Annotated in this window: 15 protein-coding genes; 12 read left to right on the forward strand and 3 right to left on the reverse strand. The window is 58.3% G+C overall.

The window, feature by feature from the left end:
* The first annotated feature begins 223 nt into the window (after positions 1-223).
* The 6 genes from ACQUQU_RS03970 to phnX all read left to right on the forward strand — a co-directional run bounded on the left by ACQUQU_RS03970 (position 224) and on the right by phnX (position 6,569).
* Positions 224-1,471, forward strand: coding sequence for an NAD(P)/FAD-dependent oxidoreductase (locus ACQUQU_RS03970; RefSeq protein ID WP_430461959.1), 1,248 nt, complete (start codon positions 224-226; stop codon positions 1,469-1,471).
* A 66-nt stretch (positions 1,472-1,537) separates the two neighbouring features.
* Positions 1,538-2,884, forward strand: a complete 1,347-nt coding sequence (locus tag ACQUQU_RS03975; RefSeq protein ID WP_430461960.1) for a DUF5690 family protein — start codon at positions 1,538-1,540, stop codon at positions 2,882-2,884.
* Positions 2,885-2,897: 13 nt separating this feature from the next.
* Positions 2,898-3,644, forward strand: coding sequence for a UTRA domain-containing protein (locus ACQUQU_RS03980; RefSeq protein ID WP_430461961.1), 747 nt, complete (start codon positions 2,898-2,900; stop codon positions 3,642-3,644).
* A gap of 401 nt (positions 3,645-4,045) precedes the next feature.
* On the forward strand, positions 4,046-5,146 hold the full coding sequence (gene phnW / locus ACQUQU_RS03985) for a 2-aminoethylphosphonate--pyruvate transaminase (protein WP_430461962.1): 1,101 nt from the start codon (positions 4,046-4,048) through the stop codon (positions 5,144-5,146).
* A gap of 9 nt (positions 5,147-5,155) precedes the next feature.
* Positions 5,156-5,749, forward strand: coding sequence for an HD domain-containing protein (locus ACQUQU_RS03990; RefSeq protein ID WP_430461963.1), 594 nt, complete (start codon positions 5,156-5,158; stop codon positions 5,747-5,749).
* Complete coding sequence (gene phnX / locus ACQUQU_RS03995) at positions 5,742-6,569, forward strand: phosphonoacetaldehyde hydrolase (protein WP_430461964.1); 828 nt, start codon at positions 5,742-5,744, stop codon at positions 6,567-6,569. The genes ACQUQU_RS03990 and phnX overlap by 8 nt, the downstream gene beginning before the upstream one ends.
* Positions 6,570-6,633: 64 nt before the next feature.
* Here the strand turns inward: phnX and ACQUQU_RS04000 are convergent, their stop codons facing one another.
* Positions 6,634-8,952: a hypothetical protein gene (locus tag ACQUQU_RS04000; protein WP_430461965.1), complete on the reverse strand. Its 2,319-nt coding sequence runs from the start codon at positions 8,950-8,952 to the stop codon at positions 6,634-6,636.
* Between the two features lie 280 nt (positions 8,953-9,232).
* On the opposite strand from ACQUQU_RS04000, the gene ACQUQU_RS04005 reads away from it, so the two are divergent.
* A complete protein-coding gene (locus ACQUQU_RS04005) occupies positions 9,233-9,889 on the forward strand; it encodes a MarC family protein (protein WP_430461966.1) in 657 nt (218 codons plus the stop codon).
* On the opposite strand, the gene ACQUQU_RS04010 is transcribed toward ACQUQU_RS04005, so the two are convergent.
* On the reverse strand, positions 9,797-12,169 hold the full coding sequence (locus tag ACQUQU_RS04010) for an efflux RND transporter permease subunit (RefSeq protein WP_430461967.1): 2,373 nt from the start codon (positions 12,167-12,169) through the stop codon (positions 9,797-9,799). The genes ACQUQU_RS04005 and ACQUQU_RS04010 overlap by 93 nt on opposite strands.
* Positions 12,170-12,293: 124 nt before the next feature.
* Between ACQUQU_RS04010 and ACQUQU_RS04015 the strand changes: the two genes are divergently transcribed.
* On the forward strand, positions 12,294-13,643 hold the full coding sequence (locus tag ACQUQU_RS04015; protein WP_430461968.1) for a deoxyguanosinetriphosphate triphosphohydrolase: 1,350 nt from the start codon (positions 12,294-12,296) through the stop codon (positions 13,641-13,643).
* Positions 13,644-13,645: 2 nt separating this feature from the next.
* A complete protein-coding gene (locus ACQUQU_RS04020; protein WP_430461969.1) occupies positions 13,646-14,002 on the forward strand; it encodes a DMT family protein in 357 nt (118 codons plus the stop codon).
* Here the strand turns inward: ACQUQU_RS04020 and ACQUQU_RS04025 are convergent.
* On the reverse strand, positions 13,993-15,003 hold the full coding sequence (locus ACQUQU_RS04025; RefSeq protein ID WP_430461970.1) for an alpha/beta fold hydrolase: 1,011 nt from the start codon (positions 15,001-15,003) through the stop codon (positions 13,993-13,995). The two genes, ACQUQU_RS04020 and ACQUQU_RS04025, sit on opposite strands and share 10 nt — an antisense overlap.
* A gap of 113 nt (positions 15,004-15,116) precedes the next feature.
* Here ACQUQU_RS04025 and lepB point away from each other — a divergent pair, with 113 nt between their 5' ends.
* The 3 genes from lepB (at position 15,117) to ACQUQU_RS04040 (ending at position 17,612) form a co-directional block, all read left to right on the forward strand.
* Positions 15,117-15,947: a signal peptidase I gene (lepB, locus tag ACQUQU_RS04030; protein WP_430461971.1), complete on the forward strand. Its 831-nt coding sequence runs from the start codon at positions 15,117-15,119 to the stop codon at positions 15,945-15,947.
* Positions 15,948-16,202: 255 nt separating this feature from the next.
* Positions 16,203-16,559 carry a glutaredoxin family protein gene (locus tag ACQUQU_RS04035; protein ID WP_430461972.1) on the forward strand — a complete coding sequence of 119 codons (357 nt, stop codon included), beginning with the start codon at positions 16,203-16,205 and terminating at the stop codon, positions 16,557-16,559.
* Positions 16,560-16,607: 48 nt separating this feature from the next.
* The gene (locus tag ACQUQU_RS04040; protein ID WP_430461973.1) at positions 16,608-17,612 is read left to right on the forward strand and encodes a YheT family hydrolase; all 1,005 of its coding nucleotides are present in this window, start codon (positions 16,608-16,610) and stop codon (positions 17,610-17,612) included.
* The last annotated feature ends 36 nt before the right edge of the window (positions 17,613-17,648 follow it).

Raw genomic sequence — 17,648 nt, forward strand, 5'->3', positions numbered from 1 at the left:
TAATCCCGGCTTTTTGCCCTGCAAACGCCCGGCTGTCCCTCAGCAGCCGGGCGTTTTCTTTTTTACCATCGCGGTTTTTGCCCATCTGAAATTTCTGGCCGCCTGGAATTTTTGCCGGGAGTCAGTCGGCGACGGCATCCGTGTAAATCGTTGTACCCGGGTGTCATCAGCCTGTCATCTGGTCTGCGTCTAATGGCATAAATTGGTCTAGTCCAGATAAGCTATGCAGTCTCATACCCTGATCATCGGCGGCGGCATCACAGGCCTTGCCTGTGCCAGCTACCTGCAACGCAGCGGAAAAACCCGCGTCACTGTGCTGGAGGCGGGGGAACTGGCCGCCGGCACCACCAGTCAGGCAGCGGCCTTACTGACCCGCGCGCGCAGTGACGACAACAGCGCCGTACTGGTCGACGAAACCCACCGCATTTTAAAACAGCTGGAAGCGCGCTTCGGTGCGCTGGCCATTCGTGGCGGCTGTGTGCATGTGGCGTGTACCGCCGCCGAAGAAGAGCGGCTGCAGGCCTACGCCCGTCAGGCCGATGCTTTGCGTCAGGATGTCCGCTGGCTGAACGGTGCCGAATTAGCCGCTGCGCTGCCGTGGCTGGCGTTACCTGTGGGGGCGGTGGGTTTGTTGTATGCCGACGATGGTCACGCCGACCCCTATGGCTTCGCCCATTTTTACGCCCGCGCGGCGCGCGCTGACGGCGCACAACTGCGCACCCACACCCGGGTGGCCGATTTTCTCTGTACCCCTGATCACGACACCCACGACAAGCAAGGCGGCAAGCGGGCAGTGGCTGGTGTGATCACGACCGAAGGCGAGACGATTCTGGCCGATCAGATTGTGCTCGCCGCCGGCCCCTGGTCGCCGGTGCTGGCGCGCTCTGTGAACCTGCCGCTGGCCATGGCGCCGGTGCGCAGCCATTACTGGATTACCGATCACCTTGCCACGGTTTCAGCCCGCCAGCCGATGGCCATTGTTCCTTCGGCGAAAGCGTATTTCCGGCCCGAGCATTCGGGGCTGTTATTCGGTGTGCGCGATCAGCAGATCTGTGTTGCCGACCCGCAGGATTTACCCGCCGATATTCACGCTTTTCGGTTTGCCCACGACAGCGACGGCTGGCAGGCACTGGAAGAGCACTGGCAATCCCTGCTGGCAACCTGTCCGGCGCTGGAAAATACCGGGCTTGCCCATTACCTGAGTGGCGTGTCGTCGTACACACCCGATGGCAAACCTTTGCTCGGGCAAGCACCGGGCTTTGCCAATGTCTGGCTGGCGACCGGCTGCTCCGGCGCCGGCATCGCGTTAAGCGGCGGCACCGGTCGCTTACTCAGCGAAATGCTGCTGGGCGAGCCCTTGTTTGCCGACCCCGCACCGTACGACCCCGGCCGCTTTCCCGCCGCCGATGCGTTCGACCCGGATTTCCGCGTGCGCTGTGCCAAAGCACGCAGCGGCAAAAGTACCGGCTGAGCGGCGCGGATTTCATATGCAGGACACATTCACCCTTCAGCATTTCGGTTCCACCGGAGAAACAGCATGAACGCCTTACCTTTCGCCCGTTTTCATCAGTCTGTGCAGCAGCGTCTGGCCAAAGCGCCGGTGCCCTGGTTTGTGGTCTTCGCCATCTGCGCGGCCTTTATGACGTATTTTTCCATGTACGCTTTCCGCAAGCCGTTTTCGGTGGCCATGTACGAAGGGCAGACCTGGGGTGAACTCGATTTTAAAGTGGTGCTGATTTTCGCTCAGGTGCTGGGGTATTTATTGTCGAAATTCATCGGCATCCGCGTGGTGTCCGGCATGCTGCACGAGCGCCGGGCGCTGGCCATTCTGCTGCTGGTGGTCAGTGCCGAAGTGGCCTTGTTGCTGTTTGCTGTACTGCCGCCGGCGCTGAAACCGCTGGCCATGTTTTTTAACGGCCTGCCACTGGGCATGATCTGGGGGCTGGTGTTCAGCTATCTGGAAGGGCGCAAAACCTCGGAGCTGCTGGGTGCCGGTTTAAGTGCGACCTTTATTGTGGCCTCGGGCATGGTGCGCAGTGTCGGTAAATCCCTGATGGTGTACGCCGATGTGCCGGAAGTGTGGATGCCGTTTTTAACCGGCCTGATTTTTATGCCGCTGCTGCTGATTTCTGTGTACGCCTTGTCGATGATTCCAGAGCCGGATGCGGCCGACGAACACGAGCGTCTGAAGCGCCAGCCGATGACCGCCGCCGACCGCTGGCAATTATTTGGTCAGTACTGGCTGGGGCTGAGCATGCTGGTTCTGGCGTTTCTGCTGTTCACCGCGCTGCGCGATTTCCGCGACAATTTTTCGGCCGAAATCTGGCAGGCGCTGGGCTATGGCAATGAGCCGGCCATTTTTACCTACGCCGGGGTGCGCATCGCCGGCATGGTGCTGGTGGCCCTGGGGTTACTGATGTTTATCCGCGATAACTTCCGCGCGTTTACCGCCAACCATGTGGCCATTGTGTTTGGCTGCGTGATCCTCGGTGGCTCGACCTGGCTGCATCAGTTTTACGGTCTCGACAGCAAAGTGTGGATGGTGGCGCTGGGGACGGGGCTGTATCTGGCGTATATCCCGTTCAATTGCTTTTTATTCGACCGCTTTGTGGCGCTGGCCGGTGGCGTGGCAAACGCGGGTTTTCTGATTTATCTGGCCGACAGTGCGGGCTATACCGGCAGTGTGGGGTTATTGCTGGTGAAGCACTTTTACGCACCGGATCTGAGCTGGCTGAACTTTTTTGTCAGCGCGATTTACACCACCGCACTGACCGGCGGCACGCTGGTGGTGGGCTCGTGGATATACTTCCGCCTGCGTTTGGGCTCTGTCAGTGTCGCGCAAAGTGAGCAGCCGCTGACTCCGGCTGTGGTTGGAGCCAAATGAAGCCTGCCGTAGAATGGCGCTTCTGACGGACATTACCGTGAACGGAAAAATCAAGGCTATGTTACCTGCCAATATCGAAATCCGGGATTATCTCGCTGGCCTGATCAAGCAGGGCAAGCTGGGGCACAACGAGCGTCTGCCGTCCGAGCGCGAACTGGTCGAGCAATTCAGCAGCACGCGCATTACCGTGCGCGATGCGCTGTCTAAATTGGAGTCCGAGGGGCTGATTTACCGCTCCAACCGCCGCGGCTGGTTTGTCACGCCGCCGCGCCTGACCTACGACCCGTCGTCGCGGGTGAATTTCTATTTGCTGGCGGCGCAGCAGCAACGCACACCGGCCACGGAACTGATTTCGCAGAAGCGCATAAAAGGGCCGGCCCATGCGCGGCTGGCACTGCAGGTCGGTGACAACGAAAAACTGATCGAACTGGTGCGGATGCGGTCGCTGGACGGCCGACCTGTGCTGTACGAATTTATTTATCTGCCCGACAGCCGCTTTCCGGATCTTGCAAAAAAGAATCTGGAAGGCTCGCTGACCACCATCATGCAGCGCGATTACAACGTGGACATCACTCACGAAGATAACCGCATCTGTGTGTCGGCGGTGTACGATCAGGTGGCCGAAGCCCTGTCGCACATCAACGGCGCGCCGTGTCTGGAAATCCGCCGTACCCGCTACGAAGGCGAACGCAAAGCGGTGGAGTTTGATACCGAGTTCTGGGTGCACAGCGCCATCGAACTGAGCATTCCCAGCCGCTGAGGCCGGAACAGCGTGAGGCGTATTGCCACACGTGCCGCTGCGACACTGAACGGGCCTTGGGCCCGTTTTTTGTCGGCTTATTTTTCATTAGCGGCTCATTTCTTATTCGTGGCTCATTCTTTAGTAGCGACTCATTAATGGCACTGTCTGTTCCCGCCGTGTTTCCGTTCTTTTCGCTTGCGGGAGCCGGTTCGCGGCTACCGTCAAATACCTATAGGGGGCTGAACCCCAATCCTCTGGGATTTCCGAACTTCGATGCCGTCTGACGTCTGAACGTTGGCTGCCACTGAACCCTCGTGTCACAAAAACTTCACGCGCTGCTCATTGAAGCCAGACACCCCGGGTTTTATAGTTTGCATATTCTGGTCTAGACCAGAAATATTTCACAAGCAGGCGAGAGCATGAGTAATCCATATCTGTTACTGACACCGGGGCCGCTGAGCACCAGCGAAACCGTGAAAAGCACCATGTTGCGCGACTGGTGCACCTGGGATGACGACTACAATCTGGGCGTGGTAGAGCCTGTGCGGGCAAAGCTGGTGGCACTGGCCGGCTGTGACGCCGCCGACTACAGCAGCGTGCTGCTGCAGGGCAGTGGCAGTTTTGCCGTCGAAAGTGTGATCAGCAGCGCCCTTGGTGCAGACGACAAATTACTGATTCTGGCCAACGGCGCTTACGGTCTGCGCATGGCCGAAATGGCCCGCGTGCACGGCATTGCGCATGTGCTGTTAAGTGCCAGCGAACGTGACTGGGTGAGTGCGGAGGCACTGCGCGACGCGCTGGCCGCTGACCACGCCATCACCCACGTTGCCTTTGTGCACTGCGAAACGACGTCGGGCATTCTTAACCCGCTGGCACTGTACGCCGACATTATAAAAAGCGCCGGTAAAACCCTGATTGTCGATGCCATGAGTTCGTTCGGTGGTATTCCGATGGACGTGCAGAATCTGGGCATCGATTTTGTGATCAGCTCGGCCAATAAATGCATTCAGGGGGTGCCGGGTATGGGACTGGTGATTGCCCGTCGTGCGGCACTGATGGCCTGTGAAGGCCGTGCCCGTACCCTGAGTCTGGATTTATTCGATCAGTGGCAGACCATGGAAAAAGGCCACGGCAAATGGCGCTTTACCTCACCCACGCACGTGGTGCGCGCCTTTCAGCAGGCGCTGAAAGAGCTGGACGAAGAGGGCGGTATCGAAGCGCGTTTCTTACGCTACAGCAGCAATCACCAGACGCTGGTCACGGGCATGGAAGCGCTGGGTTTCCGCACGGTGGTCAGTGCCGATAAACAGGCGCCGTTTATTACCACCTTCTGTTACCCGGACAGCCCGGCGTTCGATTTTCACGAGCTGTACCAGCGCCTGAAAAGCGAAGGCTTTGTTATTTATCCGGGCAAAGTCACGGCCACGCCGTGTTTCCGCATTGGTCATATCGGCGAAGTGTATCCCGCGGATATGGCGCGTCTGCTGACCGTGATGGAGCGTCACCGCTTCTGGTTGTAAGGAGGTTTTATGCGTTTGCGCACCTTAGCCCGCAAAGCCGTCGACAGCGTGTGGCGGCCCTTTGAAGACTACGGCCAGCTGCATCTGGGCGAAGACATTACGCAACGGGCGCACGCCTTACAGTGTGCCTGGTTTGCCAGCGAGGATAACGCCCCCGGCCATCTGGTGATTGCGGCCCTGTTGCACGACATCGGCCACCTGCTGACCTGGGACGAAACCGGGGCGCATCCGGAAGAAAAGGGCCTGAACGGTTATCACGAAAAAAACGGCGCGACATTTCTGGGGCGCTTTTTTGCCGATGACATTACCAAACCCGTGCGTCTGCACGTGGCGGCCAAACGTTATCTGGCGTCGACCGATGCGGAGTACCGCACCGGTTTATCGCAGGCGTCGCTGCAGAGTCTGGAATTGCAGGGCGGTTTAATGGACGACAGCACCTGCCGCGCGTTTGAAGCCTCACCCTGGTTTACCGATGCCCTGCGCCTGCGCAAATACGATGAACTGGGTAAACAACTGGGCTTATCGGTTCCGGATATTGATCATTATTACGAGTTATTAATTCAGCACACCCGCGTGGTACAGGAGCGCGTTTCACATGTTTAAATCACAGCGTTATTTTTCGGGCCCGGTAGAGGCCGTTATTCTCGATTGGGCCGGTACCACCATGGATTTTGGCTCACTGGCGCCGGTGTACGCCTTTATGGAATTGTTCCGCGCCGAAGGCATTGAGGTTACGCAGGCCGAAGCCCGCGAGCCTATGGGCACGGAAAAGCGCGAACACATTACCCGCATGCTGAATAATCCGCGTATTGCCGGTGAGTGGCTGCGTGTGAATGGCCGTGTGGCAGACGCCGTTGAAATTGATCGTCTGTACCATGCCTTTGCACCGATTCAGACGCGCATCGTCGGTGAGCGTGCACAATTAATTCCGGGCTGGAAAAGTGCTTACGATCAGCTGCGTGGCATGGGCCTGAAAATCGGCGGTAACACAGGCTACGGCCCTGGCATGATGGAGCCGGCCATGGCCGCGGCGAAAGATCAGGGATACGAGCCCGACGCCTGTGTGTTTGCCACCGAGGTGCTGCGTGGCCGCCCTTATGCCGATATGGCACTGGCACTAGCGCTGCAACTGAGCGTGAATCATGTGCATGCCTGCGTGAAAGTCGACGATACCCTGCCGGGCATTGAAGAAGGTTTGCGCGCCGGTATGTGGACCGTGGGTGTGAGCGTCAGCGGCAATGAAGTGGGTCTGGATGTGGCTGCCTGGCAGGCGCTGGCGGCGGATGAGCAACAGCGTCTGCGCCGTAAAGCCGAGCAGCGCTTATTCGATGCCGGTGCGCATTACGTGATTGATTCAGTGGCACAACTGCCTGCGGTCATTGCCGATATTAATGCGCGCCTGAACCGCGGCGACAAGCCCTGAAGTTTTTTGGCCAGAATAAAAAAGCCCGGGAATTCCCGGGCTTTTTTATCCGGCGGTAAAACCGTTACAGCGTCAGCAGATACTGCACCAGATCGGCCGATTCAGCGCTGCTTCCGGCACACCATGGGTGTGGTGCGGCTGGCATGCCAATCGGTTCAGGCGTGCCCATCTCGGCCGGGCCGTATTCCGCACGCATTTTCTGGTAGTCCCAGTAGTAATGCTCTTTGTCCCACGGTACTTCGACGAAGTATTTATGACGGGTAATAAACAGATTGCGTTTATAGCCCTTATCCAGCTTGGTTAAATATTTCGATTTCGGTACGCGGAACACGTCGCCCTTGCGGTTCAGGTCGGGGAAGCCCGTAACGTGATCCGGGCCACCCACGTCCGGACGTACCGGCGCGTGCAAGGTGTAGTAATTGTTATACAGCGCTGTTCCCGGTGCGCAACGGTCCGGGTTGACCAGATCTTCCAGATTGCGCACGTGGCCATCCGACAGCAGGCCGCGGTTCTGCACCCAGTAAAGATCGCGCAGGAAGGTTGCCCGCACCGATTCGGTTTCTTTCTGATAAATGGTCGGCGTAAAGAAGCGGCCCACTTCATCCAGACGAATCATTTTTTCATTGGTATTGGCACCCACGCCGTCGCTGTGACAGCTGCTGCAATCGCGCTCGAACGTGGTCTGACCACGGCTGACCGCGGCGGCAACCTGCGGATACGCCTGCCAGCCACTCTGCACAAATGCCCCTTCGCTCAGACCTGAACTGCCGGTCTGGCCGTCGAGTTTCTGGTTGTACTTCAGCCAGCGGTACAGACCTGCGTTGCGCAGATCGTCGTCGTTGCTGTCGAGGGTGGTCATGTAAGCGGTGAGGGCTTCCAGCCACTCTTTGCTCATGGCGCCCTGCGCGCCGTCCGGCTCTTCGGAGTGAATGTAGGAGCCTTCAAAGCCGACGTAGGATTCGGTGTGCGACAGCGAACGGCGGATGGCCATGTAATTGGTCACGTTGGGAATGGCGATCGGCGAGAACTGATAGTCGTTGTCGGTGTGACTGCCTTCGCCAACCACGCGCACCATGTTGTGCTCTCCGGCACCGGCTGGCATGTAATACAGCAGCATGTCTTTGGCCACGTCGGCTTTGCCGGATGCCCAGGACGGGCCTTCTTCACTGGTGTAAATACCGTCGAAGGTATTGGTCAGTGTCTGCAGCACGGTCCACTTCATGGTCCAGTTCGGATTCGGTAAACCCGGAATTACTTTGCTGACGTTCAGGCCCGGCGCTTTTTCATAACTGATTTTATGGCCGTGGCAGGAGGCGCAGTTAAAACCGATCCATTCGCCGTCGCCTTTATACGGCTCGCTGGCCTCGGCGTAGCGGTAACCGGCCCAGCCGCTGTCGCGGGTGTTGCCTTCCAGTTTGGCCGGTGACGACGCGAGGAAGCCCGGAATCGGCGTCGGCATCGGATACGGCGCAAAATACACATCGTCCATGGCCTCGTCCGGTACTTCGCCGCGCACGTTTTTCACCGCGCCAAAGAGTTTTGCCGGATCGGCTTTGCCACCGGAAATCGGGTCGTTGGCTTTGTAGGAAAAAATGGCGTTCCAGTCGAGTTTGCGCACCGAATGCGCCACGCCGATGTTGTAGTCGTACGACCAGAACACCTGCCGGCCTTTGCTGATCAGGTTGTCGAGCCCCGGGTTATTCACAGAAACTGAAATGGGCGTGGTGGCTTTGGCATCACTCAGCTGCGATACCACGTCACAGGTGTGCTCGTAGGTGTCGGAAATGATGCGCGACGTTTGCGCATCGATCACATTGTGCGCTTCGCCCGGATGAATCAGGGATTCGTTGTAGCCGGTGCGCTTCTGAATCTGCACGATCAGATTGCCGCCGCTGGTGTGTTCCGGTACGCGGAAGCGGATTTCGCCGTCGTTCCAGCTGAGAATATTTTTGTCCCAGGCGTCGACCTGCTCGTCGGTCTCGAAATTCACCTGATCATTGATGGCCAGTTCCTGGCGGAACATCTTCAGGTCGGTTTCCAGAATGCGGGTATTGCCGATCATGATTTTCGAGAAATCGATGTCGGTACCGGCACCGAAACCTTCGCCGCTTAAAGTGACGGTATCACCCGGTGTCAGCAGCGGCTGGCCACCGGCCGCGGCCGTCCAGACCACATTGCCGTTGACCATCATCTGGTGGATGGCCGGTTGCGGAAATGCTGCCGCCGACGCACTGCGCGCGGCTTCGCGTCCGGCATCAAATTCACACAGACTTTCCTGATCCGGGAATTCGCCGGGCAGTTCGGTAATACAGCCGCTGACCGCCAGCGCCACCGCGGTGGCCAGTAAGGCCGGGCGCCAGTGGTGTCTCTTTGCCTCATTCATGGGATTTCCTCCCTAATTTTTTGTGATTATTCGTGGTGAGAAAGCCGGTCTTACCGGCCGCCTGAGCATAGGAGCGCGCAGGATGGGCCAACAACGCGGGTGGGGTGCTGATCGGATAATGAACAGTGGCAGCCTTGGGGTTGGCCTGAGTTGTGTTGGTACGTATGTACCGCTTTATCCGGCTGGCGCAACCGGTCTGATTCAGGGGGCTGACGCCGCGCCTGACGGGGGCGTTTGCCAGTCTGGTAAACTGAGCCAGACTTGCAGCAGAGGTATGCGTATGTCTGAAAGTTTTGCTCTGGCCTTTGCCACGCTGTTTGCCACTGTAAGTCCGATTGATGTGTCGGCCATCTTTGCTGCCATTACCACCAAAAGCGGACAGGAAGCCCGGCGCCATATGGCGCTGCGCGGCGTTATGATCGCCAGTCTGGTGTTGTTTACCTTTGCCTTTATCGGCGACTGGCTGCTGCACGCGCTGGGTATTTCACTGGCGGCGCTGCGCACTGCCGGCGGCATTATGCTGCTGATGATGGGACTCGACATGGTGTTTGCCCGCATGTCGTCGGCCAATGCCCCGACGGTGCAGGAGCAGGCCGAAGCGCTGGGGCGCGAAGATGTATCGGTGTTCCCGCTGGCCCTGCCGTTAATTGCCGGGCCCGGTTCCATGGGCGCTGTGATACTGCTGATGGCGCAGAGCAAAGCCGACTTGATGGCGCAGGCGGGCGTTATTGCTGCGCTGGTGCTGGTGATGGCGCTGACACTGGGCAGCCTTCTGGCCTCGACTCAGCTGAACCGGTTACTCGGTGTGACCGGCATGGCGGTCATCACCCGGGTAATGGGGGTTTTACTGTGTGCGCTGGCGGTGCAGTTCGTGTTCGACGGCATTATGGCCAGCGGGCTGATAGAGGCCTTTGCCCGGGCGATGCTCAAAGAATAACAGCAAGGGTGGCAGCAGCAGGAAATCGATCAGCAAGGCCACCGCAATCGACAGTGCCAGCAACAGGCCCATATTGGCGCTCGGAATAAAATGCGAAAATTCGAGCACCAGAAAGCCGGACACCAGCACCACAGAGGTCACTAAAAGTGCTACCCCTACGGTGTGAAAACTGTAGCGGATGGCGTCTTCCGCCGACAGCCCGAGGCGCGTCCGGGCGTGGCCGTATTTGCTGAGAAAATGCACGGTGTCGTCCACCACAATCCCCAGACACAAACACACCACCACCGAGGTTGCGGTATCCACCCGGCCGTTCATCAGTGCCCATAAGCCATAGGCCATCAGCGCCGGCAGAATATTCGGGATCATGCTGATTAACCCCATTTTCCACGAGCGCAACGCGGCAATCAGCAGCAGCGAGATCATCACCAGTGCTAGGCCGGTGCCCTGCAGCATGGCGTGAATATTACGGAAGGTGAGGTTGGCAAACACAATGTCGAGCCCGGTAGAGCCCTGCAGATGCAGTGCCGGCGCGTGCACCGCTGCCCAGGCATTGGCTTTTTGTTCCATGGCCAGAATGCCACCGGAATCGGTGCGGTGCAGGCGCACCTGCATCCGTGTAGCCGAGTGCTGGCTGTTGATGGTGTCGTCCAGACCCAGCCCCATGGGCAACGACATTTCATACAGCAATAAATACTGCGCAATCAGTTCCCGCTGATCCGGAATACGGTAAAAAGCGTCGTCGTCATTATTCAGATTACGGTGCAGACGTTTAACGATATCGCTGACGGTACTGACATGGGCGACTTCCGGTTGCGCGCGCAGCCAGTCGGTGAAGGCCGCCAGCTGCGTCATATAGCCGGGCGCATTGATACCGTCGGCGGTGCCGCTGTCGGCGATCATAAATAAGACGTGCAGGCCGCCCAGATAATCCTGAATGGCGTCGGTGGTGTTACGGACTTCAAAGGTCTGATCAAAAAATTCGTGCCAGCGTTCGGTGATGGTGATGCGGCTGATCTGGGTTGCGCAGGCGCCGGTGAGCAGCAGCATGCCGATTAACAGCGGGCGGTGAAAACGGATAATCCAGTTTGCCAGAGTATCCATGAAGCCGGTGTCACCGGCGTTCTGCTGACGCTTGGGTAGCGGTAAAAGCGTCAGCGCGGCGGGCAGAAAGGTCAGGGTAAACAGCCAGGCAAACGCAACACCGACACCGATCAGATTGCCCATGTCACGGTAGGGTGGTGAATCGCTGGTATTCAGGCACAACACGCCGACCAGCGTGGTTACACTGGTGATCAGTACCGGCGCGAAATTCAGACGCATGGCCGCGCGCACGGCCTCTGCGCGGCTATGGCCCTGACGCAGGAAAAAATAATACGACACCAGAATATGCACGGTGTCGGCCACGGCAATGGTCATGATGGCGGTGGGCACAAAACCGGTCGGCGGCGTCAGTTCCAGACCCAGCCAGCCGGCCAGCCCCATCGTGGCAATCACAGAAAAACTGATCACCGCCATTACCAGCACCATCCCCATAAAAGAACGCAGCAACAGCACCATCAGACTGATCATCACCGCGTAGGAAATAATCAACAGCGAGCGGATGTCCTGACCGATGGCATCCCCCAGAGTGATGTTCGACAGCATGGACCCACCAAGCAACAGCTGAAATTGCGGGTATTGTGCGCGCAGGCGATTGATCAGCTGGCGACCAGCGTCCACCACCTCGTGCATTTGCTGCACGCTGGCATGATCCGCCAGATGAATGCGCACGTTAACGCCGGAGGCGGAAGTGTCTGCGGAAATAAGATAACCGTTTAATTCCGGCAAACGTTGCAGGCGCGCGGCGAGGGCCGTCAGCTGTTCATGCGATACGGTATTCAGCGTGTGCGGGTCGTAAAAATCGGCGGTGATCAGATCATCGCCGATGACCTCGGTGAACTGAAAATTCTGCAACGAGTCGACGCGCACCGAGCCGGGCAAGGTCCAGCCGGCGCGGGTAAGCTCGGCGATTAATGCCAAACCGTCCGGGGTAAACAGTGAGCCTTCCGGGTTGCGCACAAAAAAATAGAGATTGTCCTGATTCGCGAACACCGATTCCATGGCTTCAAAGGCGTTCAGCTGGGGATTGTCGTGACTGAAATAGCTGCGGAAATCCGTGGTGAAACTCAGCCGCAACAAGCCGCTGCCGAGCAGGGCTACCAGTAGCAGAATCAGCAGCAGTGCACGTCGTGGATACTGCTGGGGCAGGGCGAGCAATTTTTCCAGTGCCGATGAAACCATAACCACTCCCGGGGTGACGGCGTATTTTTGCCGGGCTCTGTCGTTCTCACAAGGGATATTCCGGCCACCCGTGGTTGCCGTGGGACGGCCTCGCTATACTGGTGCCAACTCAGGAGAGCGCATTATGACCCGCACGATGAACTGGCCGTTATTGTTGTCGTCAGCCCGCTTCGGTGAAACCCAGGGGACGCTGGACGTTGAGACCGGCCGCACGCCGTTTCACAAAGATTACGACCGCATTATTTTTTCGTCGGCGTTCCGTCGTCTGGACCGCAAAACCCAGGTTCATCCGCTGTCAGAAAATGACCACGTACACACCCGTCTGACCCACAGTCTGGAGGTGGCGTCGGTTGGTCGTTCGCTGGGCACCAGTGTCGGTCATGCTCTGGTGAAAAATTTACCGCCGCACATGAACGCTTCAGACGTCGGCGCGCTGGTTCAGGCCGCCTGTCTGGCCCACGATATCGGCAACCCGCCCTACGGCCACACCGGTGAAGATGCGATCCGCCACTGGTTTCGCGCCGCGGAAAATGCGCATTTTCTAGACGGTCTGAGCGATCTGGAAAAAGCCGATCTGCAAACCTTTGAAGGCAACGCTCAGGGCTTTCGTCTGGTCACTCAGGTGGAAGTGAACCGCTTTGCCGGTGGCATGCGCCTGACCTATGGCACGCTCGGCGCTTTTCTGAAATACCCCTGGACCGTGGATTACGTACAGCGCGGCGAAGCGAAAAAATTCGGCTGTTATCAGAGCGAACTGCCGATTCTGCGCAACGTTGCCAAACGGCTGGGGCTGATTGAACTGAAAAAAGATTACTGGGCCCGCCACCCGCTGGTGTATCTGCTCGAAGCCGCCGACGACATCTGTTATGGCCTGATCGATCTGGAAGACGGTATCGAGATGGGTCTGCTGCGCTATCAGGAAGTGGAAGATCTGCTGAAGCCTTTGTTAGCCGAACAGTGGGAGCAGGTCTGCGCCGAGCTGGAGCAGGCCGATAACCAGCGCCGTCGCTTGCAAACGCTGCGCGGTCTGGCAATGGAGGTGATGGTGAATTCGGTCAGCCGCGCCTTTGTGCGCAACGAGCAGGCCTTGCTGGCCGGCACGTTAAAAGGCGATCTGATTGATTATTGCCGTCAGGAAGTGCACGACGTGGTGAATGCCGCCAAAGACATGGCCCGTGAACGTATTTTCCGCGATACGCGCAAACTGGCGGTGGAAATCGGTTCGTATTCGACGCTGGGTACGTTGCTCGAAGCCTTTTTAAGTGCGGTGCGCGAACGCGTGCTCGACGGACAAGCGACGTTCCGCAATCAGCGGGTGCTGGAACTGATGGGGCGTTCAGCGCCGCAGCCGGGATGGACGCTGTACGAAGCCTACATGCGTGCCATCGATTTTATTTCCGGTATGACCGACAACTACGCCGCCCAGATTGCGCGCCAGTTTTCCGGTTATCAGCCACCGGGGCGGGGCCTCTGATCATGTTCGGTCTGCCGCCGGTGGCGGTGACGGTCGGGCTCCTGCTGCTCAGCAACGTGTTTATGACCTTTGCGTGGTACGCGCATTTAAAAACGCTGAATCACAAGCCGTGGATCATCGCCGCGCTGGTCAGCTGGGGCATCGCCCTGTTTGAATATCTGCTGCAGGTGCCGGCCAACCGCATCGGTTATAGCGTGCTGTCGGTTGGCCAGCTGAAAATTCTGCAGGAAGTGATCACCCTGAGTGTGTTTGTACCCTTTGCGCTCTTCTATCTGAAAGAGCCGCTGCGGCTCGATTATTTATGGGCCGGTCTGTGCCTGTTGGGCGCTGTGTATTTCGTGTTCCGCCATCAGGCCTGATGGCTTAACACCGCCGTGTCAGCGGATGTTGGCGGGCTGGCCGTAAATTCCGCGGCGCCGGTTTGCTCCGTTGTTTTTATCCGTTCTTTTTCCTGTTTTCTCAGCCAGCGCTTTTCTGATTTTTTCAGATGCTTGCCGATCATTTTCGCCAACGTTGGCACCAGCGCCGGCGGCAGGTCGTGCCCCATGCCCTGAATAATGCGCAGTTTGGCTTTGCGGATGGCGGCGGCGGTGTCTTCGCCCATGCGCGCCGGAATCAGCGGGTCGTCACTGCCGTGAATCACCAGCGTCGGCACTTTGATTTTGCTCAGCAGATGGCTGCGGTCGCCGGCGGCTGTGATGGCAACCAGCTGGCGCTTGAAGCCACCCGGGCCAGAGCTGCGTTCAAAACTGGTTTCGGCCAGCGCGCGTAATTCCATTTCGTCCATCGGATAGGCCGGACTGCCGATCAGGCGGTTCATGCGCATGGTGTAGCGGATGGAGGCTTCCCGGTTGAACGGCGTGGGGCGGCGGGCGAGCTGCAACAGCACGCGTAATTTGGCATCCGGCAGCCCTGGGCTGGTGGCGGACGACATCATGGAGGTCAGGCTGCGCACGCGCTTTTTATGCTTGGCGGCCAGAATCTGGGCAATCATGCCGCCCATAGACGCGCCGACCAGATGGGCACTGTCGATGTGCAGAGCGTCCATCAGGGCGATGACGTCGCGTGCCATGTCTTTCAGGGTGTAAGGCACACGCGCTTTGCGTTTCAGTTTGGCGGCCAGCCAGGTGGCCACCAGGCTGGGGTTGCCGGCGTGTTCCAGCGCGGTGGAATTGCCGACGTCGCGGTTGTCAAAGCGGATCACCTGATAACCGCGGGCGACGATGGCCTGACACAGACTGTCGGGCCAGATGCGCATCTGGGCGCCTAACCCCATGATCAGAATCACCGCCGGATCCTGTTCCTTGCCCATTCGTTCGAAGGCCAGATCAATGCCGTCCTTTGTGCGGATGTGCTTCATGCAACCAAGTCTCCCGTTTGCTGTCTGTATGGCGGCGGGCGTTGCTCGCCATGAATCCCGGTGGCGGTTAGAATGCCTGACCTCTTAAATTTCAGATAGTTAAGTGTAGAAGCATGGATATCGATTTTCCCCTCATTCTGATGGTACTGACGGTAGGAACCGGTGTCGTGGCCGCTGCCGATAAATTCTGGTTTGCCAAGCAGCGTAAAGCCCGTACCGATGCCCTGATTGCCGGCAATGCTCACCCGGACGATATTCATCAGTCGGAAACCGAGCCCTTCATCATCGAGCAGTCCAAGTCCTTTTTCCCGGTGCTGGCGCTGGTGTTTGTGCTGCGCTCGTTCGTCGCCGAACCTTTCCAGATTCCGTCAGGCTCCATGGAGCCGGGTCTGATCAAAGGGGACTTTATTCTGGTCAGCAAGTTCCATTACGGTCTGCGCATGCCGGTATTCGGCAATACCCTGATTCCCATTGGTGAACCGCAGCGTGGCGATGTGATGGTGTTTTTCCCGCCGAACGATTCCCGCTATTTCATCAAGCGTGTCATCGGTCTGCCGGGTGATCACATTGAATACCGTAACCGTCAGCTGACCGTGAACGGTCAGGTGATTGAAACCCGCGAACTGGGCGGTGAACCGGTTTACCGTCCGCTGAAGTATCTGGCCGAAGAAAAGCTGGATTCCGCCGACGCCACCATTCAGTGGATGGTGGGACGCGACCCGCGCAATAACCAGACTGTGGTGTGGGCCGGCCCGGAAGGTGAGTGGGATGTGCCGCAAGGCAGCTACTTCATGATGGGCGACAACCGTGGCAACAGCCACGACAGCCGTGGCTGGGGCTTCGTGCCGGAAGCCAACATCGTCGGTAAGGCGGTGGCGGTGTGGATGCACTGGGAAAACTGGAAGAGCATCCCGTCCTTCGGCCGTAACAAGTGGATTGACTGATCTATACTTGGGCAGTGTTTATGACGGACGCTGCCCATGCCCGCTTCTTCCCGCCCCTGTAAATTCTGCCAGCAATCGCGCTGGGCTCTGACCTTTCTGATGCTGGCCATTATGGGCGGCGTGCTGTTGCTGCAGGTAACTGGCTGAATTGTTACCAAAGTAGCAGGCGTGTTCACGCATTCTTTCCGGAAAATGCTGGATTAATTTAACCGTCGGAATACAATGCCGGCCGTTAGCAGTAATCGCGACAGACTTATGACTCTGACGAGAACGCTGAAAGGCCGAGCTCTTAATCTGGTTGACCGTCTGGTGCCTGTGCGCCCTATAGACAGGACAGCCGACCAACAATGCCTGCTGGACCGCGAATCGCGCCGCATGCATCTCTACTTCAGCAGGAATTGTCCTGCCTCCATCAGTGTGCGCCGTCAATGCGAACGTCTGGGCCTGCGGGTCGTTGAAAAAGACGTGATGCGCGTAAACTCCTACGCCAGTGAACTCATCAACGGCGGCGGTGCACCGAAAGTGCCTTGCCTGCGCGTCGACGACGAACAGGGCGGCCGCTGGCTGTACAGCCCGGAAACCATCCTCGAATACCTTAAAAAGCATTACTGATCGCCTGTGGGCGGATAAAATGCCGTTTCCCTAGTTCAGGAAACGGACATGCCTATCCTTGCATCCAGCTACCGCCCGCCGCGCTTTCTTGCCAACGGTTATCTGCAAAGCATTCTGCCGACCTTGTTCCGCCGTCTGGATGATGCCCATCTGACCCGCGAACGCATCGACACCGACGACGGTGACTTCCTCGATCTCGACTGGAGCTGTCAGGGCTCAGACACGCTGGTGATTGTCTCGCACGGCCTGGAAGGGCATTCGCGCCGGCCTTATGTGCTGGGCACGGTACGCGAAGCCAACCGTAATGGCTGGGATGCGCTGGCGTGGAATTTCCGCTCCTGTTCCGGCGAAATGAACCGCCTGCCACGCATGTACCACAGCGGCGCCACCGACGATCTGCACCGCGTGGTGCTGCATGCCCTCACGCGCGGCTACCGCGCCATTCATCTGGTCGGTTACTCCATGGGCGGCAACCTCAGTCTGGTGTATACCGGGCGCGAGGCGCATCTGTTGCCGGAGGCGGTAAAAAGCGTGGCGGCTTTCTCGGTTCCCTGCGATCTGCGCAGCTCGGCTTTCCAGCTGGCCAAATGGCAGAACCGCATTTTTATGTGGCGCTTCCTGAAAGATCTGCGCGTGAAAATGGCGGACAAAGCCCAGCGCTTTCCGGGGCGCGTGACACTGAAGGGCTATGACGACATGAGCAGCTTTCAGGAATTCGACGACCGCTACACAGCGCCGCTGCACGGTTTCCGTGATGCCGAGGATTACTGGCATCAGTCCAGCAGCCTGCGCTACCTGCACCAGATCCGCATTCCGGCCTTGCTGGTGAATGCCCGCAACGACCCGTTTCTGTCGCCCGCATGCTTCCCAGTGGATATTGCCCGCCAGCATCCGTCGCTGACGCTGGAGATGCCGGACAGCGGTGGTCATGTCGGGTTTATCCGCCGCACGCCAGACCAGACCTATTGGATGGAGCAGCGGGCGATGGCCTTTATCCGCAGTGCCCATACGGTCACGGCGGATACCCTGGAAAAGCAACCGCAAACCGCATGAATACTGGGCTGTAAGGCAATTTATCACTGTGTATCC

The sequence above is a fragment of the Thalassolituus sp. LLYu03 genome (assembly GCF_050507655.1).
Taxonomy (GTDB): Bacteria; Pseudomonadota; Gammaproteobacteria; order Pseudomonadales; family Oceanobacteraceae; genus Venatoribacter.